The following is a 22,962-nucleotide window of genomic DNA, read 5'->3' as shown; positions in this document are numbered from 1 at the left end:
CGCCGTAGCCATAGCCAACGCGTTAAAACGCTTGGTGCCAGCCTGTGAAATCTTATTTGTGGGCGCAAATGGCCGCATGGAAATGGAAAAAGTTCCTGCTGCCGGATACAAAATAATCGGTTTAAATATCAGTGGGATGCAGCGTGGTACGATCGTGAAAAACCTCGCCCTTCCATTTAAGGTAATCGGTAGTGTGCGTAGGGCTATACAGATCATCAATGATTTTAAGCCCGATGCGGTTGTAGGTGTTGGTGGTTATGCATCAGGTCCGTTATTGTATGCAGCCTCTTTAAAAGGGATTCCGTACCTCATCCAGGAACAGAATTCGTATGCGGGGGTTACCAATAAATGGCTGGGTAAAAAAGCATCAAAAATATGTGTTGCTTTTGACGGGATGGATCAGTTTTTTCCTGCCGAAAGGATTTTGAAAACCGGAAACCCTGTGCGTACAGAGGTGGTTGATATTAAAGGGAAACACCATGCGGGTGCCGAGCTGTTAAAACTCGATCCTTTAAAAAAGACCATTATGGTTACCGGCGGAAGTTTGGGCGCAGGTACACTCAATAAAGCGATTGAAAAACATTTGCCCGAAATACTTGCGCAGGATGTGCAGTTGATCTGGCAAACCGGAAAATATTATTACCAGGGGATTATCGAAAGATTAGGACTTGAATATCATCCTAACGTTCGCATCCTCGAATTTTTAAATAAAATGGACCTTGCCTATGCCGCTGCAGATGTAATCATCAGCAGGGCGGGAGCTGGAACCATCGCAGAACTTTGTTTGATTAAAAAACCGGTAATATTGGTGCCTTCGCCCAATGTGGCAGAAGATCATCAAACCAAAAATGCCATGGCTTTGGTGAAAAATGGAGCCGCACTTTTAATTAACGACCGATCAGCTGAAGATACGTTAGTTAAAGCAGCTTTAGAACTTTTAAGTAATAAAGAACAAAGCGAAAAACTTGCCGAAAATATAGGAAAAATGGCACTGCCCCAGGCTGATGAAATTATTGCGGGCGAAGTATTGAAACTAATAAGGCTGAAAGATTAAAGCAGAAAGACCAAAGCAAAGACAAATCGTTATTGCGAGGTACAGTTTATCCCGAGTTTCGGGAAAGCAATCTTAAAGCTATAGAAAATAAAAAAATAAAACGGTAGAAAGGCAGCTTTAAGCTTTGGTCTTTCTGCTTTTAGCTTAAAAAAAAATGGAATTGAGTAAAATAAATAGGGTTTTCTTTGTAGGTATCGGTGGTATCGGCATGAGTGCGCTTGCCCGTTATTTTGCTAAACGCGGACAGGTGGTTTGTGGTTACGATAAAACCCGCACCAAACTTACCGAGACATTAGAACAGGAAGGTATTTTAATTACTTACCTTGATGAGGATTCTTCTTTGCCATGTGCATTTTTGGATAACCATGAAGATACTTTGGTGGTATATACGCCAGCAATTCCAAAAGACTCGAAAATTTTAAATCACTTTATCGATAAAGGGTTTTCGCTTAAAAAGCGTTCAGAGGTTTTGGGTATTATCAGTAAGGGCATGTTTTGCATTGCAGTTGCCGGTACACATGGTAAAACCACCACTTCATCTATTGTGGCACACATTTTAAAAGATACCGGATACGATTGTACCGCATTTTTGGGTGGCATAACCAGCAACTATAATAGCAATGTACTTTTTGGCGATAACAATGTGGTGGTAGTAGAGGCAGATGAATATGATCGTTCTTTCCTTACCCTGCATCCTGATCTAGCTGTGGTTACCTCGATGGATGCCGATCATTTGGATATCTACGGAGATAAAAGCCACTTGGAAGAATCGTTCAGGCTATTTGCCAAACAGCTTAAGGCAGAGGGTACACTATATGCACATGAAGGTTTGCCTTTAGAAAATGGTATCAGTTATGCTGCAAGTTCAACCGCTACAGCAAGGGCCGAGAACCTTAGGGTAGAAGGATCGAAATTTGTTTTCGATTTTACGGATGCCACGCAAAGTATAAAAGATATCAGTTTAATGCTTCCGGGCAAACATAATGTAGAAAATACAACTGTTGCCATTGCCATTGCTTTACAATTGGGTATCGATGCCGAAAAAGTAAAACAGGCAGTTGCAAACTTTAAAGGGGTTAAACGCCGCTTTGAATATATTGTAGATAACGGCAATCAGATTTACATTGATGATTATGCACATCACCCTGAAGAGTTGAAAGCCTGTTTTGATGCGGTACGTCAATTGTATCCTGATAAAAAACTAACAGTGATTTTCCAGCCGCACCTGTTTACGCGGACGAGAGATTTTGCCGATGAATTTGCAAAAGTTTTAAGCACTGCTGATGAACTGTTGCTGTTGGAGATTTATCCTGCAAGAGAATTGCCTCTTGAAGGAATAAATGCACAGTTTTTATTGGATAAAATTACATTAAAAGATAAAAAAGTATGTGGAAAAGATTTTGTGGTCCAGTATGTTAAGGACACAAAACCTGAATTAATTTTAACAGTAGGAGCGGGAGATATTGATACCATAATCGACCCATTAAAAAATACATTAAACAATGCTTAAACGGATAAACTGGAGCGCAATTTTTACCGGCTTTGCCTGGCTGATCAGCCTGGCAGGCGTGGTTGTGCTTTTGGGTTTCATCAATGTAAAAAAGCAGACCGTTAAATGTACCGATATTAAAATACTGATCCCGGGCGCCGATAATTTTATTGAACGTGAGGAGATCGATGCCATTTTAAAAGAAGATCAAGGCATACTTTTAGGCCGCAATCTCGAAAATATCAATATCCATAAGATCGAGAAAAAACTGCAGTCCAACCCTTATATCGGCTTTGCCAAGGTATATGTAGATATGGATGGCGTACTGCATATTGAAGTGAAACAACGGCAGCCAATCCTCCGAATTCTGAATGAGAACGGACAGGATTTTTATATTGATAACGATGGTTTAAAAATGCCGATATCATCAAACTTCACTGCAAATGTACTGGTGGCAACCGGACATATTACCGAGGTTTTTGGCAGCAGGGTAGATACTTTGCACACACAATTGGCAAGAGATTTATATAAAACGGCACAGTTTATCAAGAAAGATACCCTTTGGGAGGCCCAGATTGAGCAGATTGTGGTTGATCAGAAAAACGATATCGAACTGGTGCCCCGCGTAGGCAATCAGCGTATCATTTTGGGTGATGCCGATTCGCTCGAAAAGAAAATGAAAAACCTGTTGTTGTTTTATAAAAAAGCAATGCCTCAAGTAGGTTGGGATACTTATAAAACCATCAATATTAAATATACCAACCAGATTGTTTGCGAAAAAAGGGATTCGACAGGTTTAGGAAAAAAAGCGAAAACATTTTCGGCGGCCGATAGTTTGAGGATACAACGGAACGTTACCGACTCTTTGATCAGGAATACAATCGGTGCCGTGATGGACGATCGCCCTGAGGCAGATGAGCCAGAAAGAGAAGAGCCTAAAAAGCCCGAACCTAAAAAGGTGGAGCCTAAAAAAATAGAAGCAAAAAAGGACGAACCAAAAAAAACTGAACCGAAAAAGCCAACACCTAAAAAAGTTGAGCCGGTTAAAACAGAAATTAAAAAACCGGCGGTAACACCGGCAACCAAACCAAAGGAAACAAAACCAGCGGATAAAAAAGAAAAGCCGAAGCAAACGGCAGCAACACAGCCAAAGACGGCAAAATCTGCGGCTGAATTGAAAAAAGAGAGAGAAGCGAGAGAGAAAGAAATCAGAGCCCTAGAAAAACAGTATAAAAGTCAGCAAAATTAACGAATATGGACAAGGCAAAATTTACCAGTCAGTCGCCCATTGTAGTAGGATTGGATATCGGTACTACAAAAATTTGTGTCATCGTTGGTCGGAGAACACAGCACGGTAAGATTGAAATTTTAGGAATAGGCAAGGCAGAATCGGCGGGGGTAACACGTGGCGTGGTTTCTAACATTCAAAAAACCGTACAGGGCATCGCTCAAGCAGTTGAGGTAGCAAGCGGACAATCCAATGTAGAAATACAGGTGGTAAATGTGGGTATTGCTGGTCAGCACATTAAGAGTTTACAGCACAGAGGAATTTTAACAAGAAGAGAATTAAACAACGAAATCGGTAAAAAAGATATCGACAAGCTGATTGATGATATGTTTAAACTGGTAATGCCGCCGGGTGAAGAGATCATCCATGTATTGCCACAGGAATTTACCATCGATAACGAACCGGGAATCAAGGATCCGATCGGTATGGCAGGGGTACGCCTTGAGGCCAACTTCCATATCATTTCCGGTCAGGTTACGGCCGTAAAAAATATCATCAAATGTGTTAACAATGCAGGCTTGCAGACCCAGGATTTAATCCTCGAGCCTTTGGCATCTTCTGAATCGGTATTGAGCGAGGAAGAGAAAGAAGCCGGTATTGCATTGGTTGATATTGGTGGTGGTACTACCGATATTGCCATTTTCCACGAAGGTATTATCCGTCATACTGCGGTTATCCCTTTTGGCGGCAATAGCGTTACCGAAGATATCAGGGAAGGTTGCTCTGTAATGCGCAATCAGGCCGAGCTTTTGAAAACACGTTTTGGTTCTGCACTTGCTGAGGAGAACAAAGAAAACGAAATCATCTGCGTACCGGGTTTACGTGGCCGCGAACCAAAAGAAATTTCGGTTAAAAATTTGGCTTATGTAATCCAGGCCCGTATGGAGGAGATTATTGAGCACGTTTATTACGAGATCAAATCTTCGGGCTACGAGAAAAAACTGATCGGTGGTATCGTAATTACCGGTGGTGGTGCATTGCTGAAACACCTATCACAGGCGGTTGAATATGTAACCGGTTTAGATTGCCGTATCGGTTATCCGAACGAGCATTTATCTAAATACGAAGATATGCCTAAAGCCATTTACGATGACCTGAAAAGTCCGATGTATGCAACCAGTGTAGGTTTGCTGATCAAAGGAATCCAAAAGGCCGAAGAGTTGATAGAAGAAATGAAACAACCGGGTGTTTTTGTCGAAAAACCAAAAACAGCAAAAGAAAAAGAGAAACGCGGACCAGGTTTGTTCGATAAATTATTAGCAAAAACAAGAACATTCATTCAGGATGATATGAATGTGAGCGATGAAGATTACTTAAAAAGTTAATTATTTTTCCACAAAATAAGAGTTTTCCACATTATCAACAGTTGTGGAAAACGTCTGTTGAAAAAGTGTTAATATTACATTGAGTAATGAACAGAATTTAAAAATTTTTAAACAACTGATTCATAAAGATATGCAGTTCGAAATGTTAAAAGATAAGTCTTCAATCATCAAGGTTATTGGTGTTGGGGGCGGTGGCGGCAACGCAGTGAACCATATGTACCTATCGGGTATCACTGGTGTGGATTTTATTATTTGTAATACAGATGCTCAGGCTTTGGAATCTAGCCCTATACCCAACAAGGTTCAGTTAGGTGCTAGTTTAACTGAAGGAATGGGTGCCGGATCTATCCCGGAGGTTGGTAAAAACTCGGCGATAGAAAATATAGATGATATTAAGGCCATGCTGGGCAATACCACCAAAATGCTTTTTATTACAGCAGGAATGGGTGGTGGTACCGGTACAGGAGCTTCTCCGATCATTGCCAAAGCCGCTAAAGAACTTGATATTTTAACTGTTGCCATCATTACCACTCCTTTTTCTTTCGAAGGAAAGAGACGTAGGTTGCAGGCTGATGAGGGTATGGAAGAATTGAAAAAATATGTAGATTCTTACCTGGTGATCTCGAACGACCGTTTGCGCGAAATTTTTGGAAACCTAACCCTCGGCTCAGCCTTTGGTCAGGCCGATGATATTTTAACAACCGCCGCAAAAGGTATCGCAGAGATCATTACTGTTCCCGGTTATATAAACGTCGATTTTAAAGATGTGCGTACCGTTATGAAAGATAGCGGTGTAGCCATTATGGGTAGCTTTGCTGCAGAAGGCGAAGACCGTGCTTTACAGGCGGTAGAAGGTGCTTTGGCCTCTCCGCTTTTGAAAGATAGTGAAATTGAAGGTGCCCGTTATATTTTATTGAACATCAGTTCTGGCTTACGTGAAGTAACCATGGATGAAGTTTCGATCATTACCGATTACATCCAGGAAAAAGCGGGTTTATCAGCAGATTTAATCTGGGGTAACTGTACCGATGAGTCGTTAAGTGATAAACTTTCGGTAACCATTATCGCTACCGGTTTCCAAACTTCGGAAGAACGCGTTAAAGAAGAAAAGAATAAAAAGAAAATATCACTTTTAACACCAGAGGAAGCACCATTGGTTCGCCCTGTAGAAGCAGTAAACTCTTTCATCCAACCTAAAACAGTTCCATCTTACGAGCCTGTTTTAAAAAGCAAGGAAGAAGTTTCGCAGGCAGATCTTTTTGGTGGAATGTTCAATAAAGCAGAAAGCCAGAAAATTCAGGAACCTGAAAACAATGTGGTTCGCCATACCTTAATGGAAGAAGAGCCACAGGTTGAAGAAGCGAAAGAAACCGGTTTTGAGTTTGAGGTAAAATTGGCTGAAACCAATTTTGTGTTCGAAACACCGGTTGCGCAGATGCCTCCAATGCCAGAACCTGAACCGGAAATTGAAATGCCTGTTGTTGGTTTGGACGATGATAAAAGCGACGAATCAATGGAAGAGCAGTTGAGGAAATCTAAAGAGCGTATTTTGCGCTTAAAAGACCTGAGCATGAAACTGCGTACCACCAATGGTTTACAGGAACTGGAAAATGAACCAGCCTATAAACGCAAACAGATGCAGTTACAACAGGTACAGCACTCGTCTGAATCGCAGGTGAGCCGCTTTACATTAAGTAACGATCAGGATGGCGGTACAGAGATCAGACCGAACAATTCTTTCTTGCACGATAATGTTGATTAGAACAGACCAAATATAATTTTAAAGCCCCGATTTAACATCGGGGCTTTTTTGGCATAAAATTGGAGTGTTAAAATAGTTAATTCACACCTAAAAGATTCAAGTAGGTTGATTTTAAGCCGAATAAAGCTTAAATTCGCAAAATTTTTATAATAAAAAAACAGATAATACATTGGATATATTTGATAAAATAGCAAAACACATGGGCCCGATTGGTCAACACCAAAAATGGTCTCATGGGTATTTCTCATTTCCAAAATTAGAGGGAGAAATTGCACCACATATGCAATTTAAAGGAAAAGAGCACTTGGTTTGGAGTTTAAACAACTATTTAGGCTTAGCCAATCATCCTGAAGTTAGAAAAGCTGATGAAGAAGCTGCAGCCAAATATGGTATGGCATACCCAATGGGTGCCCGTATGATGAGCGGTAACTCCAAATATCATGAGCAATTGGAACAGGAGCTTGCAGCCTTTGTGGGTAAACCCGATGCATTTTTATTAAATTATGGTTATCAGGGCATGGTATCAATTATTGATTCTCTTGTTGACCGTAACGATGTAATTGTTTACGATGCAGAATCGCACGCCTGTATTATCGATGGTTTGCGTTTGCATATGGGTAAACGTTTTGTATATAAACACAACGATATCGAAAGTGCACGCAAACAGTTGGAGCGTGCCACAAAATTAACGCAGGAATCAGGCGGTGGTATTTTATTGATTACCGAAGGTGTGTTCGGGATGAGCGGCGCACAGGGTAAATTAAAAGAAATTGTTGACCTTAAAAAGGATTTCGAATTCCGTATCCTCGTTGATGATGCCCATGGTTTTGGTACAATGGGTAAAACCGGTGCAGGTACACACGAAGCCCAGGATTGCATCGAAGGTATTGATGTTTACTTTGGTACATTCGCAAAATCAATGGCCGGTATCGGCGCTTTTGTAGCTTCTACTGAAGAAATTACCAATTATTTAAGATATAACATGCGTTCGCAAACTTTTGCCAAAGCTTTACCTATGCCAATGGTAATCGGTTTGTTAAAACGTTTGGAATTGTTGAAAAGCCGTCCTGAATTAAAAGAAAAACTGTGGGAAATTGCGATGACCTTGCAGAAAGGTTTACGCGAACGCGGTTTCGATTTAGGTGTTACCGATTCGGTAGTTACACCGGTTTTCTTAAAAGGAGAACTTTCTGATGCAACGGCATTAACTTTCGATCTGCGCGAAAATTATGGTATTTTCTGTTCAATCGTAGTGTATCCGGTAATCCCTAAGGGAATGATCGAGTTACGTTTGATCCCAACTGCAGTGCACACTTTAGAAGACGTACAGCGTACTTTGGATGCTTTTAGCGAAGTAGCCGAAAAATTGGAAAACGGATATTATAAAGAGAATCTTTTCGCTACCGTTTAAGATCAATTAAAATATTACAAAGCCCTTTAAACCAGTTTAAAGGGCTTTTTTATTGAAAGCTTTTTTGTAGTTATTTGATTATGAGTCTGTTGTGTTGTGTCTTTGCATCTGTTATGTGTATAAACACTGTAAATGTGGAAAAAAACGATAAAGAAGGCCATTTTTTATTCTTCCAAAAATTTTTTTATTTCACCAAACCCTTTAAATTAGAGTATATAAAGAAAAGTCAAACCTAAGAACCATAAAAATCTAATTAAAAATGAAAAAATTCGAAGAAGTAAAAAGTTTAGTGGCAGCTTTGGAAGCTGATGCCGACAAATTTTATAACAAAGGTAACAGCGCTGCTGGTACCCGTGTACGTAAAGGTATGCAGGATTTAAAAAACCTGGCCCAGGCAATCCGTTTAGAAGTACAGGATACCAAAAACAAAGCTTAAGCTATCAAAATATTCAATTATCGAAGCCTCAGGATACATCCTGGGGCTTTTTTCATAATTTATATTGTGTTTTCTACCGGTATAAATATCAAATATTATTTTAACTGTAAAATATATAAGACAAATTAGCTTTCATCGTGTTTATTCCCTCGTTTTCTTATTTACAAGCCGTATATTACACTAGGTAATTCAATAGCATAAAACGATGCTTGTTGAAACTTGGCATCCATTGCAAAAAAAACGACAAAACACTAGCTGCTCTCAAGAGAATATCCCGTAGCTGTCTTATCAACATAAACGGATATAATACAATTAACATTATTAACGGTATTAAGTGTCAGAAAATTTGCAATATATCCGCGCAGATAGCGAAGATGTCGGACTTTTATCAGGTGTAATGCGCAGCATACATCCTATTGATTCTAAACTCATCAGCGAATTTGAAAAACATCTTTTTAAGGTTGAGGTAAAAAAAGGGCAGATCCTTTTCAAAGAAAATGAGGTTTGTGAGTACATGTATTTTATTGTAAAAGGTGCATTAATGGGCTGTACCTCCCACAACGGTAAAAAAATTACCACTTATATATCGGTTGAAAATGAATTTGTGAGTTCCATTTCCGGACTTCATGGTTCCGATTATTCGAAGGAATATGTAGTTGCTGTAGAGGATTCTGCTCTTTTGGCCATGCATAATAATGAGCTTAACCGTCTTTTTGCCCATCATTTCGAGCTGAATTACATCTTCAGGGTTGTTTTAGAGAAATATTATAAAGATGCCCAGCAACGGGCGCATATTATAAGGGTTGGAAATGCCAAAGAAAGATACCTTTATTTTGCCAAAACCAATCCGGGTTATTTAGACCGCTTACCTTTAGAGCTGGTTGCATCGCTGTTAAACATTAAACCTTCAACGCTTTTATCTATCAAAAAAAGCTTTTCCCTTCACAACGATCAAAATGAAGAATTAAGTGCATATGGCCAAAAGTTAGAGGTTTTTGTGAATAAACATCAATCATTCCGTAACAAGGACCTCAGGCTCCATTCTCTTGCCCAGGGGATAGGCATTAGCAGCCATCGGCTTTCCATTGTGCTTAACAATTATTTCAATAAAAGCTTTATTGATTACATTAACCATTACCGTATAAACTGGATTAAGGAAAGTATCGCCAATCATGAAATTATGCAGAATTTCACCTTGGAGGCACTCGCTTACAGTGCCGGTTTTTCATCAAGAAGTGCCTTTTACAGCGCTTTTAAAAAACTGGTAGGAATGAGCCCTGTAGAATATGCCAAAAGCTTGGATAAAGAAAAACGTTGATTTAACGTTTTTGTTACAAAAAAGCCCTTAGTTGGTACTTTTCTTTATATAGTTGTGTTGATTTATAATACAGGACAAACTTGTTTCTGTATAATATGCGATTAACATTGTGTTTAGTTAATTTTATGAAACAAACATAAACTATAGATTTTATAGCTTAATAAACCCCAAATTGATTAAACTATGATTAGAATTATGCGCTCTGCTGATTGGGAAGAAATCAGTGCTATTTATCGGGAAGGAATTGAAACAGGTACAGCAAGTTTTAGAAGACCGGACATTTCGTGGAAAGACTGGGATTCATCACACCTCAAGGCCTGCAGATTTGTAATTTTACAAGACAAGGAAATTGTTGGTTGGTGTGCCCTTTTGCCGGTAATGGCCAATTATGATGTTGGAGGGGTAGGAGAGATCGAAGTATATGTTAAACAGGGTTATAAAGGACAGGGCATCGGTTCTTCTCTGTTAAATGCCTTGATTGCCGAAAGTGAGAAAAAAGGAATCTGGATGCTGCAGGCAGGAATTTTCCTTCAGAATTCGGCCTCGTTAAAAATCCATGAAAAAGCTGGGTTCAGGGTTGTAGGTTACCGTGAAAAGATAGGTAAAGCAAAAGGTGTTTGGCAGGATAACCTGTTACTCGAAAGAAGAAATAAATTAATTGCATGATAAAACAAAACGCCTTTGAAAATTTTTCAAAGGCGTTTTTACTTATACAATCGTCATGCTTAATTTATTTCAGCATCTTTTTGGCATGAAAGACCCTGAAATAAATTCAGGGTGACGGTTATAAATTAAAAATATCGATAGATGATTAAGCTGTTACACTTAATTTTTCTACTTCTGCGATAATTAATTGTTCGAGGGCAGAAGAAGCTTTAACCAACGGCAAACGAACGGTATCACCACAAATGCCGATATGTTTTAAGGCTGCTTTAACCCCGGCCGGATTACCTTCGGCAAAAGCCAAACGGGTAAACTCGATTAAGCTTAAATGCGCAGGTAAAGCTGCTTTATAATCGCCGTCCAAACATAGGTTTACCATTTCAGTAAACTGTTTAGGTAGGGCATTTCCTATTACAGAGATAATACCAGATGCACCTAAGGCAATCATAGGCAAGGTAACCGGATCATCACCAGAGATTAAAAGGAAATCTTTGGGTTTATCCCTCATAATCTGGTTAAATTGATCGAAACTGCCCGACGCTTCTTTGGTTGCAATGATGTTTTTAAAATCGTGCGCCAATCTGCAGGTGGTTTCGGCACTCATGTTGCTTCCGGTACGTCCAGGTACGTTGTATAAAATTAAATCTAAAGGAGAAATTTCAGACAAATGTTTGTAATGCTGATAAATTCCTTCCTGTGTAGGTTTATTGTAATACGGACTAACCGATAAAATAGCGCTATAACCTGTGGCGTCGAATGTTTTAATGTCTTCGGCAACTGCTAAAGTGTTGTTTCCGCCGATTCCGGCAACCAAAGGCAATCTGTTATTGTTAATTTCAGCAGTATAGGCCCACACCTTCTTCTTCTCGTCCTTGGTCATTGTAGCGGTTTCGCCGGTTGTACCTAAAGAAACGAGGTAATCTATCCCTCCGTCTACCAAATGATTAATCACGTTTTTTAAGCCATTATAATCAACTGATCCATCTGTGTTGAAAGGCGTAACCAAAGCTACACCAGTACCCTGAAATTTGTTCATTTTAACTTATAATTATTGAATTTTGAATGAGGGACTGAATGAATGCTTTACCACATTCGACCATTCACCATTCAATCACTCTCTCATTTTTACTTTTAATTTTTAATTATTGAATTTTGAATGAATGATTGCTTCATTACATTCAATCATTCAAAACCCTATCATTCATTCACTCACTTTTAATTATTGAATTTTGAATGAGGGATTGAAATGCTTCACTACATTCAATCATTCAAAACTCAATCATTCATTCACTTTTAATTATTGAATTTTAAACGGAACGATTGCTTACTGCATTCAATCATTCAAAACTCAATCATTCTTTCATTTTTTTACTTTATCATTTCCAACAACTCCGCATCACTAATAATCGGGACATTTAATTTATTTGCTTTTTCGAGTTTCGAAGGCCCCATATTATCGCCTGCAACGAGGTAATTCAGTTTGCCCGAAATACCGCTCAGCATCTTGCCTCCATTGGCCTCAATCATATCCTTTAGCTCATCGCGGCTATAGTTCTCAAAAACGCCCGAAATTACGAATGTTTTTCCAATAAGTCTATCACTATCAAGCGTAATTACCTTTTCTTCAATTTCGAACTGTAATCCTGCCAATTTTAATAATTCTACCTGCTGTATATGCTCTGGTTTTCCAAAATATTCAACAATACTCTCCGCAATACGCTGTCCGATTTCGTCAATGGCGATTAATTCTTCAACCGTAGCTTTAGAAAGGTTGTCGATATTTTTTACGCCTGCAGCAGTTTTTTTAGCAACGGTTTCGCCAACATAGCGGATCCCCAAACCAAAAAGTACTTTCTCGAAGGGCATTTCCTTCGATTTTTCAATTCCGGCAAGCATATTCTCTATCGAACGTTCGCCAAAACGCTCCAAGGTTTTAAGCTGGTCTGCTTTCTCTTTTAGGGTATATAAATCGCTGATGTGCCTTACCAAACCCTGTTTATAAAACGTTTCGATGGTTTCGTCGCCAAGCCCATCAATATTCATCGCCTTGCGCGAAATAAAGTGCTGGATTTTACCTACAATCTGCGGCGGACAACCTTCGTCGTTAGGGCAGTAATGTACCGCTTCACCCTCTTTTCTGATCAGTTCGGTGCCGCATTCAGGGCAGTTGTGCAGGTAATGTACTTTTGCTGCGCCGGGCAAACGTTTATCGAGATTTACCTTGATAATTTTTGGGATAATCTCACCGCCTTTTTCTACATAAACCGTATCGCCCTCGTGGAGATCTAAACGGTCAATTTCGTTCGCATTATGCAAAGTTGCGCGCTTAACGGTTGTACCGGCCAGTAAAACGGGTTTTAAATTGGCAACCGGAGTAACGGCGCCTGTTCTGCCTACCTGATAGGTCACTTTTTCCAAAACAGTTTCTACTTCTGCTGCTTTGTATTTATAAGAAATTGCCCAGCGTGGCGATTTAGAAGTAAAGCCCAGTTCCTGTTGCTGCGCGTAACTGTTTACCTTAATTACAATACCATCAATATCATAGCTCAATTTAAAACGTTCATCTTCCCAATAGTGGATAAATTCGAGAACGGCATCAATGCCCGAAACCAGTTTTGTATGCTCACAAACGTGGAATCCCCATTCTTTTACAGCATTTAAGCTATCCCAATGGGTTTTAAATTCGTTTTTATCAGTGTATAAAAAGTAAATAAAGCCATCTAAAGGTCTTTTGGCTACTTCTTTGCTGTCCTGCATTTTTATAGTTCCGGAAGCAAAATTACGCGGATTGGCATAAGGGATTTCGCCCAGCTCCTCGCGTGCAGCGTTTAAGCGTAAAAAAGCCGCTTTATGCATAAAAATCTCCCCACGGATTTCGAAATGTTCAGGGGCTACTGCCGACTTAATCTGATGGGGAATGGTGTGGATGGTTTTAACGTTACTGGTTACATCATCACCTTTGGTGCCATCGCCACGGGTAACAGCGCGTAAAAGTTTTCCGTTTTCGTAGGTAAGACTAATCGATAAACCATCAAATTTCAGTTCGCAAACATATTCGAAATTATCGCCAATGGCTTTACGGATACGTTCGTCGAAATCACGGAGATCCTGTTCGTTATAGGTATTTCCCAATGATAACATGGGGTATTTATGGTTTACGGTAACAAAATTTTTGGTGATATCGCCACCCACGCGTTGTGTTGGCGAGTTAGGATCGGCAAAATCGGGGTTTGCTTTTTCCAGTTCGATTAGGTGTTTTAATTTTTTGTCGAATTCATAATCGCCAATGGTAGGCATAGCCAGCACATAATAGTTGTAATTATGCTGGTTTAATTCGGCCACAAGGGCATCCATTTCTTTTTGTATTGCAGATAGGGGCATCTACAAATATAAAAAAAGGATGAAAGGGTTTTATGCTGTGGAAAACAAAAAAACTAATTAGAATAAATTACCGGTCGCATCGTCCTCTCGATCGGAGTCGAGAGACCTATCTCCAGTTAGATCTCTCCATTCCACTACGTTTCAGTCGAGATGACGGGTGCCTTTACAAATTTATCTTCCCTTCAATCTCTTTAAAAATATCCATAAAATCCTTTTGTAAAATCTCTTTAAAAATAGTTAGTTCCAACGTAAGCTGTTGGAGCTGTTTTTCGTTCAATGTTTCGGGCCACAGGCGCATACAAATCCTGTTAAGCGCATAACTGATGTTTTCGAGCTGCTGATAGCTTAACAGGTATTTACTACTGATAAATTTCTCTAAAAAGTTAAAAAATACCTCTGGTTCTTTTAGCTTACAGTGTTCAAGGAAATCGCTCAACGATTCTTTTTTTACCGCGTTTAGTTTATCGTAAAAGTGGTGCACCTGAATTAAATTATGTTCGATCAATAAATGATCGAGCAAAAGCTCTAAACCAATATGGGCCAAAAATGAAGGCCTTACCAAAGTATTTTCTACAATAGGCTTAATAAGCTGTTTAAGTTCGGTGGTTTTTTCCAGAAAGAAATTGGAAGAATGAAAAAACAGGTCTACAGCCAAATGTCTTTTCCAGCCGCTTAGCAAACTTTCTTCATCAGGGTTCCCCTTAAACAGAAACTCGTTTTTCTGCGGGTATAAATTGGCTTCTTTTACCGCATTTTTAATCAGATCCGGCAAAACCGTTCCCATTACCACATTGGCGTTTTCACTTGTTCTATCGAAATAATAATGGGATAAGAAGTTCATGCTGCAAGGTAATATTTTCTGTTAGGGTTGTAAAGTTTGTACGGTAAAATATTAACGCAATAAAACCTGTTTTACAAAACCAACTAATTTGCTTTAAACTAAGCTAAAATTTTATCTTTGCACGCACATTATTAAAGTGTTTGTACAATGACGAATTTTGTTGAAGAGTTAAGATGGCGTGGCATGCTGCATGATATTATGCCGAATACTGAGGAAAAGTTAAACGAAGGTATGACATCTGGTTATATCGGTTTCGACCCTACTGCAGATTCGTTGCATGTTGGGCACTTAACGCAGATCATGACACTGATCCACTTTCAAAACGCCGGGCACAAACCATTTGCCCTGGTTGGTGGTGCTACCGGCATGGTGGGCGATCCATCGGGTAAATCCGACGAGCGCAACCTGCAAACGCCCGAAATGATCGAGCATAACCTAAAAGGAATGAAAAAGCAATTGGCCAAGTTCCTTAAATTTGAAGATGGTGGCAATGGTGCAGTAATGGTAAATAATGCCGATTGGTTTAAGGATATGAATCTTTTTACCTTTATCAGGGATGTAGGTAAACACATTACCGTAAACTACATGATGGCCAAGGATAGCGTTAAAAGACGTTTGGAGGGTGATTCTGGACTATCTTTTACGGAATTCTGCTACCAGTTGATCCAGGGTTACGATTTTTATCATTTATGGAAAAATGAAAACTGTTTGGTACAAATGGGTGGATCCGATCAATGGGGCAATATTGTTACCGGTACGGAGTTGATCAGAAGAAAAGATGCCGGAACAGCTTATGCCATCACAACCCAACTGATTAAAAAAGCAGATGGGACCAAATTCGGTAAAACGGAAAGTGGTGCTGTTTGGTTAGATCCGGAAAAAACTTCTCCATATAAATTTTACCAGTTTTGGTTAAACGCATCGGATGATGATGTGAAAAAATGGATCCGTATTTTCACTTTAAAAAATAAAGAAGAAATTGAGGCTTTAGAAAAAGAACACGATGCTGCACCGCATCTGCGTATTTTACAGAAAGCCCTGGCTGAAGATATTACCATTAAAACCCACTCGGTTGAAGCTTTGGAGACCGCCATTAAAACATCCGAATTTTTGTTCGGAAACGGATCATTAGAGTTTTTAAAAAGTTTATCGGAGAAACAGGTATTAGAAATGTTCGAAGGTATTCCGCAATTCAATATCTTAAAGTCAGAATTGAGTGCTGGTATCGATGCTGCTACCTTGTTCGCAGAAAAATCAGCAATTTTCCCTTCGAAAGGAGAGGCTAAAAAAACCATTCAAGGTGGAGGCGTTTCTGTAAATAAAGAAAAAGTAGCTGAAATGGCTCAGGTATTTAATACAGATCATTTAATAAACGATAAATTTATCGTGGTTCAAAAAGGAAAGAAAAACTACTTCCTTTTAATTGCCGAATAATATTTACAGGCCCAATGAAATTAAAAATAAAAGCTTTTTTCATTGGGCTTGAATTTAAGATAGAACGGGAAGTTGATGCACCACTCGAAATTCTTCAACACCGTATCACCGGTGAGTTAAAAAAGCTAGACTACAGTATTTTAGGTAGGTTACCCAATAAAACCATCTTTAAAGATTATAAATACGCGGGCAGAAAAGCAAGTCCTTTTGAAACCTGGGAAAGGATAAACAGCGGTAGCTTTGAAATCATTGAAAATAATCATCATCAAAGCTTGAAATTTCTATTTTCAGTATCTATCGCAGGACCATTGTTTGCAATAATTGTTCTGGCATTGATGTGTTTTCTAATTGGTTATATGGTTTTTCCCTTTGCACTTGTTGTTGTTGTACTTAATATTCAGAGAGGAATAGATGTGAAAAATAAAATGCAGCGAATTTTTAATGCAGTTGTTCAATCATCTTAAGATTGATTTTTCTATTGGTTGCGATATAAAAATAACTCCATTAAAAAAGATTCTTCAGTATGTTCAGAATGACAGGGTGGGGGATGTAATTCTACCTGTTAATCTGCGAATCCGTGACCAATTTGTTGCTGAGTTAAGATATAGTCTTACCTATTCATATCCTTATCTCCCATATCCATCTGCATTTTTGGAGCATTCGTCTACAATGGTTAACCAAGCAGTCGAGAATTGTATCTTTGTGTAAATGCCACTGATAGAAAGGATAGCGAAGTTCAGTTCCGCGCACCGGTTCCTTAGCCACATAATTTTTTGGCTCATTACCACTATTGTATTCCTAAACCGTTACGATATACAGGAGTATAGTGATTTTTATAACATTCTGGTAAGACATACCTTTTATATCTCGTTCACTATTGTTGCTTCCTATTTTTTGGCCTATGTGATCATTCCAAGATTGATTTCGGCAAAGAAATATTATGCAGTTGCAATTTATTTTTTTGCAGGTAGTTATGTTATTTGTGTATGCGCAAGAATTGTAGTTGTTCATATTCTGGAACCGATTATCAGAATACCGCCTTTTGAACAGGAAACTATCCTTGAAATTATGATGGATATTCCCAAACTTATTACACATTACTTTCCCTTAACTTTTTCAGCCGCCTGGATATTTGCTTTCATCAAATTGATCAAAGCGCAATATATTGCGCAACAGCACCAGCTTTCTGTTGAAAAAGAAAGGGCCGAAACAGAATTGAAAGCTTTAAAGGCACAGCTCAATCCACATTTTCTATTTAATACATTAAATAACATTTATTCGCTTTCGCTCATCAATTCCCCAATCACTTCGAGATCGATAGCAGGTTTGTCTGAAATACTGGATCACGTTTTATATAGATGTAATGGAATGTATGTACCATTATCGGCTGAAATAAACCTGATCAAAAATTATATAGAGCTCGAACAACTAAGGTATGGCAAGCGTTTACAGGTTAATTTTACGCATTCGGTTGATGAGGAAAGCATGATTGCGCCATTAATTTTATTATCGCTGGTAGAAAATGCTTTTAAGCATGGGGCAGGGGAAGATGTTGGGCTCCCGGTAATCAATATCGACATGAAATTAATAGCGGGGCGTTTTAGGTTTATGGTTTCAAATAGTTTTGTCCCTGGCAATGGTGAAGAAAATGGAAGGATCGGGATTAACAATGTTACCAAACAGCTACAGCTGATTTATCCTGATCTGTATGATTTTAGTATTTCAACCCACGATTATATTTTTGTAGCACTGTTGCACATCAACCTGAAGAACCACATCATCAAATCAAAACAAAGTTATGAAAGTGAGATGTCTTTTAGTTGATGATGAGCCATTGGCCATACAGCTCATCCAGAACCATATCAGGCTGTTGGATACTTTTGAGGTTGTGGGCACCTGTTCTAATGCGATTAAGGCCCTGGAGCTATTGCGAAGCACTCCTGTAGATCTTCTGTTCCTTGATATTAAAATGCCGCAGATTACGGGGATTGATTTTTTAAAAACCCTTAAAAACCCACCTGCTGTAATTATTACCACGGCTTACCGCGAATATGCCATTGAGGGCTACGATCTCGATTTAATTGATTACCTGTTAAAACCCATTACTTTCGACCGCTTTTTTAAGGCGGTAGACCGTTATTTAAGGTTAAAAAACCCGATATATCAAATCGAAAATTTGAAGGGAAAGGAAGCACAGTTTATCCATATCAAAGCAGGGGGCAAGTTTCATAACCTGAATAAAGATGAGGTACTTTATATCGAAAGTTTAAAAGATTATATCACCATCCATTGTGCGGATAGAAAGATTACCGCGAAGTACAAAATCGGCGATCTGGAAACAGAACTTAGCGGTAAAGAATTTTTGCGGATCCATCGCTCGTTTATCGTTAACATGAAAAAAATAAGTGCTTTTACCAATTATGATATAGAAATTGGCACAAAGGAACTGCCGATAGGGGCGAGTTATAAGGAATACGTATTTAAAAAATTGCAGCAAGCAGTATTATTAAAGTAATAGGTTTTGCCCATAGCCAAAAAAGCCACTATGAGTGGCTTAAATGAGTTTGCAATATTTATAGAGGTTAATTGAATACGTAAAACTTGTTAAAGCACTTATAACACTTATATCTCTTTACTGAGATAAATGGCATAAGTGTTTTAAAGATAAAACCTCTCGGTACCCTGTAAGTTTCGAAGTTTTTGCACTTCGGACAGGATAAGCGGCTTTTAACCAGGGTTAATTCTTCGGATGGGATCATAATAAGTTGGCTTGTTGGGATAAACCAAATTTAAACAAAATAAAAGTTAATATTGTAGTACAAAAACTACCATTTTGTTCATTTTATCTACTATTATGCCCAATTTAACTTATCACCTGCCCAAATGGGTTGTTAAAGCTCATTTTCGACTTATATTGTTGTATTTCAGTGGGTGTCAATAAACAGGCTTCTAAAGATTTTTTCAACTCCTCATTGTCCATATCCTGACCTATAAAAACCAGTTCGTTTTTACGGTCGCCAAAATCACCATCCCAATCGGCATGTATTTCTGCCCTGTTCTCTAAATAATCGCTATACTGTTCGCGTTCCTGCAGATCCATGCTTGCCCACCAAACACCGGCCGGATCGATGCGTAACGAACCGCCTGCCTGCGAAAAATTAATGGCCTGTTCGGGCATGGCTGCAAGATAAAATATACCTTTTGAGCGGATTACATGCTGGGGAAACTCCTTGTTGATGTAATTCCATAATCTTTCAGGGTGAAAGGGTTTTTTAGAACGGAAAACCGTAGAGCTGATGCCATACTCTTCTGTTTCGGGTAGGTGTATTTCTTCCAGTTCTTTTTTCCAGCCGGCACCTTCAGATGCGGAATCGAAATCGAACAATCCTGTATTTAAAATCAGGGTAGGATCTATTTCGCCAAAACGCGTTTGGTAAATTTTTGCCCCTGGGTTTAATTTTGTGATCAAAGCCCTTAATACCTTAATATCCGCATCGCTAACCAGGTCGGTTTTATTCAGTAAAATTACATTGGCAAATTCAATCTGGTCGGTAAGCAGGTTTACAATGGTGCGCCTATCGGTCTCATCATCAACCATATTCCTATCAGCCAGCTTTTCGGCCGAGCCAAAATCCTTGTAGAAATTGTAGGCATCAACCACGGTTACCATGGTATCCAGGTTGCTAAACCTGCTCAAATCTATGCCCGAGGCTTCATCAATAAACGAAAAGGTCTGTGCAACAGGAATAGGTTCTGATATTCCCGTACTTTCAATCAATAAATAATCAAAACGGTTTTCTTTTGCCAGTTTCTCTACTTCAATCATCAGGTCTTCGCGCAAAGTACAGCAGATACAGCCATTGCTCATTTCAACCAGCCGCTCTTCGGTTTTGGATAAGGTATTTTGGTTTTTAACCAGCGCAGCATCGATGTTCACCTCGCTCATATCATTCACAATTACGGCTACTTTTAAATCCTGTTTGTTCCTTAAAATAGCGTTTAGTAAAGTGGTTTTACCACTGCCCAGGAAACCGCTTAATACGGTAACGGGTAATTTCTTTATCATGTTAATGCAATTATGTTGCAAATATAGCGTTGAATATTTTAATTGCAACAACATTGCTTTTATATTTGTGCAATAAATACATTTTAATGAAATTACGAAGCTACAAAATCAACCTCGACCGGATCGGCATCACTGCCTCAACACTTTGTGCCATACACTGCGCAGCTTTACCTTTTTTAATTACCGTACTGCCAATGTGGGGAATGGGATTTCTGGCCAATAATGCTGTTGAAATTACGATGATTGTGATTTCGTTATTCCTTGGGATATGGAGTTTAAGTTCAGCTTACCGCAAACAGCACCACCGCATAACACCTATTTTGATACTTATTGCCGGATTCGCCTGCATTGCATTCGGACACTTTTCGGGGATCGGATTCCTGGAGCCTATTCTGGTTCCTTTAGGTGGCTTTACCATTACCCTTGCCCATTTTATCAACCTTCGGATGCTTAAAAGTTGTCCTATAAACCACCAGCACTAAAAAATATCTTATATGCATAAGAATTATAAAATCCTTTTTATCCCTGCCCTGCTGTTCATCACCATGCTTAATCCGGCATGTAAGCATGGTACAAATGATGGTATAGAACTTTACCGCCGCTACGCCATTAAAAACATCACCGTTAAAAAAGTACAAAAAGTATTGCATCATGATTAATATCAGGTCGTTATCCCATGTTTATGAGAAAGGGAGAAAGATAAAATTCCCGGATTGGCGGATTGAGGATATGGACCAATGGCTTTTACTCGGTGCCTCGGGTTGCGGGAAAAGTACCCTGTTGCATATTATTTCGGGCCTTTTAAAGCCTACCCAGGGTGAAATCCTGATCAATGATACTGATTTATACAGTTTATCTGCCCGGGGAATGGACCGTTTTAGAGGAAGGCATATCGGCATTATTTTTCAAAGGCCGCATTTAATCCGTTCCCTTAATGTACTCGATAACCTCGAGCTTGCTGCGGTAATGGCAGCTATGCCCATTGATCATGAACGCAACCTTTTGCTATTAAAAGACCTTGGTATTGAGGCATTGGCCAAAAGATATCCTGATGAATTAAGCCAGGGGCAGTTGCAAAGGGTATCGGTGGCTAGGGCGCTGGTAAATAAACCCGATCTGTTGATTGCCGATGAGCCTACCTCGAGCCTCGATGATGAAAATGCGGCACAGGTGATAGAGATGCTCACTACCCAGGCGAAAGATAATGGGGCTGCGCTGATTATTGCTACGCACGATCAAAGGGTTCGCGAACATATTGCTAAAACCTATCTACTCTAATGAATATTTTTAAAATCAGCAGCAAAAACCTCGTAAGGAATAAACTGACCACCATACTGAATATTATTCTGGTCGCCTTTGGTGTGGGTATCTTATCCATTCTTTTTCTTGCCTCCAATCAGATCGGCAATAAACTCGAAAAAAATGCAAAAGACATCGATCTCGTTGTAGGGGCAAAAGGGAGTCCGTTACAGTTAATATTAAGCAGTATTTATCATATCGATTACCCAACAGGAAATATTCCGGCTACTGATGCCTATAAATTAGCCCACAATCCTATGGTTAAACGCGCTGTTCCATTGGCACTGGGCGATAATTATAACGGTTACCGCATTGTAGGAACTGATACTTCTTTCAGTCACCTCTATGGTTTATCTATCTTGAAGGGCAATTTTTGGCAAAAGGATTTAGAAGTAACCATCGGCAGTACGGTAGCTTCATCATCGAAACTTAAAATCGGCGATTCTTTTTTCGGAGCGCATGGTTTAACCGGCAATGGCGACATCCATAAACAGCATGCTTATGTGGTGAAAGGAATTTTAAAGCCAGAGGGAAACATTACCGATAACCTGATCCTGACCAATATTGGCAGTGTGTACAAAATGCATGAAGAAAAACACGAGCAAGTGCAGCATCACTCTTCGGCCGCAGAAGCCAAAGAGATTAACGATAAACAGATTACTGCGCTGTTGATCCAGTATAAATCGCCCATGTCGGTCATCCTTTTTCCAAGAATGGTAAATCAGAGTACCAATATGCAGGCCGCCTCGCCCGCGATGGAAAGTGCCCGGTTGTTTTCGTTGATCGGGGTTGGTATTGATACTTTACAGTGGTTTGCGGTATTTATTATGGCTATTGCGGCGTTAAGTATCTTCATCAGTCTTTATAATGCAATGAAAGAGCGTAAGTACGACCTGGCCATTATGCGTTGCCTTGGGGCATCCAGATCGAAACTCTTTTTTCTGGTCATGTTCGAAGGTATTTTGGTTACGGTGGTAGGGGCTTGCTTTGGTTTATTGATCGGCCATGCGGCGTTAGAGGTAATTGGTGCTTATCAGGAATCGTCGCAAGCAAAATTAACGGGCCTTACCGCTGTTCCGCAGGAAATTTATTTAATCTGGATCGGCCTGTTTATCGGCTCTTTGGCTTCGCTTATTCCGGCCATGCAGATTTATAAGGTTGATATTGCTGCAACTTTAACGAAAGACCGTTAATA

21 protein-coding genes are annotated in these 22,962 nt (G+C 39.4%); 17 read left to right on the top strand and 4 right to left on the bottom strand.

Going from position 1 to position 22,962, the window contains the following annotated elements; translation table 11 throughout:
* From murG to B2V92_RS21025, 9 genes are all read left to right on the top strand, one after another.
* Window positions 1-1,054: undecaprenyldiphospho-muramoylpentapeptide beta-N-acetylglucosaminyltransferase (murG, locus tag B2V92_RS21065; RefSeq protein WP_293311975.1), on the top strand; the 1,054-nt coding region annotated here is incomplete at its 5' end.
* A gap of 154 nt (window positions 1,055-1,208) precedes the next feature.
* Window positions 1,209-2,564 carry a UDP-N-acetylmuramate--L-alanine ligase gene (gene murC / locus B2V92_RS21060; protein ID WP_293311974.1) on the top strand — a complete coding sequence of 452 codons (1,356 nt, stop codon included), beginning with the start codon at window positions 1,209-1,211 and terminating at the stop codon, window positions 2,562-2,564.
* Window positions 2,557-3,792, top strand: a complete 1,236-nt coding sequence (locus B2V92_RS21055) for a cell division protein FtsQ/DivIB (protein ID WP_293311973.1) — start codon at window positions 2,557-2,559, stop codon at window positions 3,790-3,792. The genes murC and B2V92_RS21055 overlap by 8 nt, the downstream gene beginning before the upstream one ends.
* A gap of 5 nt (window positions 3,793-3,797) precedes the next feature.
* Window positions 3,798-5,156, top strand: coding sequence for a cell division protein FtsA (ftsA, locus tag B2V92_RS21050; RefSeq protein ID WP_086545007.1), 1,359 nt, complete (start codon window positions 3,798-3,800; stop codon window positions 5,154-5,156).
* 130 nt (window positions 5,157-5,286) lie between these two features.
* Window positions 5,287-6,918, top strand: a complete 1,632-nt coding sequence (ftsZ, locus tag B2V92_RS21045; RefSeq protein ID WP_293311972.1) for a cell division protein FtsZ — start codon at window positions 5,287-5,289, stop codon at window positions 6,916-6,918.
* Window positions 6,919-7,087: 169 nt separating this feature from the next.
* Entirely contained in the window at window positions 7,088-8,329 is a 1,242-nt protein-coding gene (locus B2V92_RS21040) for an aminotransferase class I/II-fold pyridoxal phosphate-dependent enzyme (RefSeq protein WP_293311970.1), read from the top strand.
* 259 nt (window positions 8,330-8,588) lie between these two features.
* Window positions 8,589-8,765: a hypothetical protein gene (locus tag B2V92_RS21035; RefSeq protein WP_010602932.1), complete on the top strand. Its 177-nt coding sequence runs from the start codon at window positions 8,589-8,591 to the stop codon at window positions 8,763-8,765.
* Between the two features lie 334 nt (window positions 8,766-9,099).
* Window positions 9,100-10,083, top strand: coding sequence for a helix-turn-helix domain-containing protein (locus B2V92_RS21030; protein ID WP_293311965.1), 984 nt, complete (start codon window positions 9,100-9,102; stop codon window positions 10,081-10,083).
* A 183-nt stretch (window positions 10,084-10,266) separates the two neighbouring features.
* On the top strand, window positions 10,267-10,749 hold the full coding sequence (locus tag B2V92_RS21025) for a GNAT family N-acetyltransferase (RefSeq protein ID WP_293311963.1): 483 nt from the start codon (window positions 10,267-10,269) through the stop codon (window positions 10,747-10,749).
* Window positions 10,750-10,894: 145 nt separating this feature from the next.
* Here B2V92_RS21025 and dapA read toward each other — a convergent pair whose 3' ends face one another.
* The 3 genes from dapA to B2V92_RS21010 form a co-directional block, all read right to left on the bottom strand.
* The gene (gene dapA, locus B2V92_RS21020) at window positions 10,895-11,782 is read right to left on the bottom strand and encodes a 4-hydroxy-tetrahydrodipicolinate synthase (protein ID WP_293311961.1); all 888 of its coding nucleotides are present in this window, start codon (window positions 11,780-11,782) and stop codon (window positions 10,895-10,897) included.
* A 332-nt stretch (window positions 11,783-12,114) separates the two neighbouring features.
* Window positions 12,115-14,127, bottom strand: a complete 2,013-nt coding sequence (gene ligA / locus B2V92_RS21015) for an NAD-dependent DNA ligase LigA (protein ID WP_293311959.1) — start codon at window positions 14,125-14,127, stop codon at window positions 12,115-12,117.
* A 163-nt stretch (window positions 14,128-14,290) separates the two neighbouring features.
* Window positions 14,291-14,968 carry an ACP phosphodiesterase gene (locus B2V92_RS21010; protein WP_293311957.1) on the bottom strand — a complete coding sequence of 226 codons (678 nt, stop codon included), beginning with the start codon at window positions 14,966-14,968 and terminating at the stop codon, window positions 14,291-14,293.
* 147 nt (window positions 14,969-15,115) lie between these two features.
* Here B2V92_RS21010 and tyrS point away from each other — a divergent pair, with 147 nt between their 5' ends.
* The 4 genes from tyrS to B2V92_RS20990 all read left to right on the top strand — a co-directional run bounded on the left by tyrS (window position 15,116) and on the right by B2V92_RS20990 (window position 18,917).
* Entirely contained in the window at window positions 15,116-16,402 is a 1,287-nt protein-coding gene (tyrS, locus tag B2V92_RS21005) for a tyrosine--tRNA ligase (protein WP_293311955.1), read from the top strand.
* A 14-nt stretch (window positions 16,403-16,416) separates the two neighbouring features.
* Window positions 16,417-16,866: a hypothetical protein gene (locus B2V92_RS21000; RefSeq protein WP_293311953.1), complete on the top strand. Its 450-nt coding sequence runs from the start codon at window positions 16,417-16,419 to the stop codon at window positions 16,864-16,866.
* A gap of 244 nt (window positions 16,867-17,110) precedes the next feature.
* Window positions 17,111-18,226 carry a sensor histidine kinase gene (locus tag B2V92_RS20995; protein ID WP_293311951.1) on the top strand — a complete coding sequence of 372 codons (1,116 nt, stop codon included), beginning with the start codon at window positions 17,111-17,113 and terminating at the stop codon, window positions 18,224-18,226.
* Window positions 18,201-18,917 carry a LytR/AlgR family response regulator transcription factor gene (locus tag B2V92_RS20990; protein WP_293311949.1) on the top strand — a complete coding sequence of 239 codons (717 nt, stop codon included), beginning with the start codon at window positions 18,201-18,203 and terminating at the stop codon, window positions 18,915-18,917. Before B2V92_RS20995 ends, B2V92_RS20990 begins: the two co-directional genes overlap by 26 nt.
* Before the next feature lie 348 nt (window positions 18,918-19,265).
* On the opposite strand, the gene B2V92_RS20985 is transcribed toward B2V92_RS20990, so the two are convergent.
* Entirely contained in the window at window positions 19,266-20,468 is a 1,203-nt protein-coding gene (locus tag B2V92_RS20985; RefSeq protein ID WP_293311947.1) for a GTP-binding protein, read from the bottom strand.
* Window positions 20,469-20,554: 86 nt separating this feature from the next.
* Between B2V92_RS20985 and B2V92_RS20980 the strand changes: the two genes are divergently transcribed.
* The 4 genes from B2V92_RS20980 to B2V92_RS20965 are packed head-to-tail and all read left to right on the top strand — an operon-like array spanning window position 20,555 to window position 22,960.
* Complete coding sequence (locus B2V92_RS20980) at window positions 20,555-20,950, top strand: MerC domain-containing protein (RefSeq protein WP_293311945.1); 396 nt, start codon at window positions 20,555-20,557, stop codon at window positions 20,948-20,950.
* 12 nt (window positions 20,951-20,962) lie between these two features.
* On the top strand, window positions 20,963-21,127 hold the full coding sequence (locus tag B2V92_RS20975; protein ID WP_293311943.1) for a hypothetical protein: 165 nt from the start codon (window positions 20,963-20,965) through the stop codon (window positions 21,125-21,127).
* On the top strand, window positions 21,120-21,746 hold the full coding sequence (locus B2V92_RS20970) for an ABC transporter ATP-binding protein (RefSeq protein WP_293311941.1): 627 nt from the start codon (window positions 21,120-21,122) through the stop codon (window positions 21,744-21,746). The genes B2V92_RS20975 and B2V92_RS20970 overlap by 8 nt, the downstream gene beginning before the upstream one ends.
* Window positions 21,746-22,960: an ABC transporter permease gene (locus B2V92_RS20965; protein WP_293311939.1), complete on the top strand. Its 1,215-nt coding sequence runs from the start codon at window positions 21,746-21,748 to the stop codon at window positions 22,958-22,960. The genes B2V92_RS20970 and B2V92_RS20965 overlap by 1 nt, the downstream gene beginning before the upstream one ends.
* The last annotated feature ends 2 nt before the right edge of the window (window positions 22,961-22,962 follow it).

Source organism: Pedobacter sp. UBA5917 (genome assembly GCF_002432345.1).
GTDB lineage: Bacteria > Bacteroidota > Bacteroidia > Sphingobacteriales > Sphingobacteriaceae > Pedobacter.
Note: the sequence above shows the minus strand (reverse complement) of the source record. Positions and strands in the feature narration are given on the sequence as shown.

Excerpts from the sequence above, each read along its gene's own strand:
- B2V92_RS21055 (WP_293311973.1), top strand. The coding sequence starts at position 2,557 with ATGCTTAAACGGATAAACTGGAGCGCAATTTTTACCGGCTTTGCCTGG.
- B2V92_RS20995 (WP_293311951.1), top strand. The coding sequence starts at position 17,111 with ATGCCACTGATAGAAAGGATAGCGAAGTTCAGTTCCGCGCACCGGTTC.
- B2V92_RS20970 (WP_293311941.1), top strand. The coding sequence starts at position 21,120 with ATGATTAATATCAGGTCGTTATCCCATGTTTATGAGAAAGGGAGAAAG.
- dapA (WP_293311961.1), bottom strand. The coding sequence starts at position 11,782 with ATGAACAAATTTCAGGGTACTGGTGTAGCTTTGGTTACGCCTTTCAAC.
- B2V92_RS21025 (WP_293311963.1), top strand. The coding sequence starts at position 10,267 with ATGATTAGAATTATGCGCTCTGCTGATTGGGAAGAAATCAGTGCTATT.
- ftsA (WP_086545007.1), top strand. The coding sequence starts at position 3,798 with ATGGACAAGGCAAAATTTACCAGTCAGTCGCCCATTGTAGTAGGATTG.
- B2V92_RS20975 (WP_293311943.1), top strand. The coding sequence starts at position 20,963 with ATGCATAAGAATTATAAAATCCTTTTTATCCCTGCCCTGCTGTTCATC.
- B2V92_RS20990 (WP_293311949.1), top strand. The coding sequence starts at position 18,201 with ATGAAAGTGAGATGTCTTTTAGTTGATGATGAGCCATTGGCCATACAG.
- ligA (WP_293311959.1), bottom strand. The coding sequence starts at position 14,127 with ATGCCCCTATCTGCAATACAAAAAGAAATGGATGCCCTTGTGGCCGAA.
- B2V92_RS21035 (WP_010602932.1), top strand. The coding sequence starts at position 8,589 with ATGAAAAAATTCGAAGAAGTAAAAAGTTTAGTGGCAGCTTTGGAAGCT.
- murC (WP_293311974.1), top strand. The coding sequence starts at position 1,209 with ATGGAATTGAGTAAAATAAATAGGGTTTTCTTTGTAGGTATCGGTGGT.
- B2V92_RS20965 (WP_293311939.1), top strand. The coding sequence starts at position 21,746 with ATGAATATTTTTAAAATCAGCAGCAAAAACCTCGTAAGGAATAAACTG.
- B2V92_RS20985 (WP_293311947.1), bottom strand. The coding sequence starts at position 20,468 with ATGATAAAGAAATTACCCGTTACCGTATTAAGCGGTTTCCTGGGCAGT.
- B2V92_RS20980 (WP_293311945.1), top strand. The coding sequence starts at position 20,555 with ATGAAATTACGAAGCTACAAAATCAACCTCGACCGGATCGGCATCACT.
- B2V92_RS21000 (WP_293311953.1), top strand. The coding sequence starts at position 16,417 with ATGAAATTAAAAATAAAAGCTTTTTTCATTGGGCTTGAATTTAAGATA.
- tyrS (WP_293311955.1), top strand. The coding sequence starts at position 15,116 with ATGACGAATTTTGTTGAAGAGTTAAGATGGCGTGGCATGCTGCATGAT.
- ftsZ (WP_293311972.1), top strand. The coding sequence starts at position 5,287 with ATGCAGTTCGAAATGTTAAAAGATAAGTCTTCAATCATCAAGGTTATT.
- B2V92_RS21010 (WP_293311957.1), bottom strand. The coding sequence starts at position 14,968 with ATGAACTTCTTATCCCATTATTATTTCGATAGAACAAGTGAAAACGCC.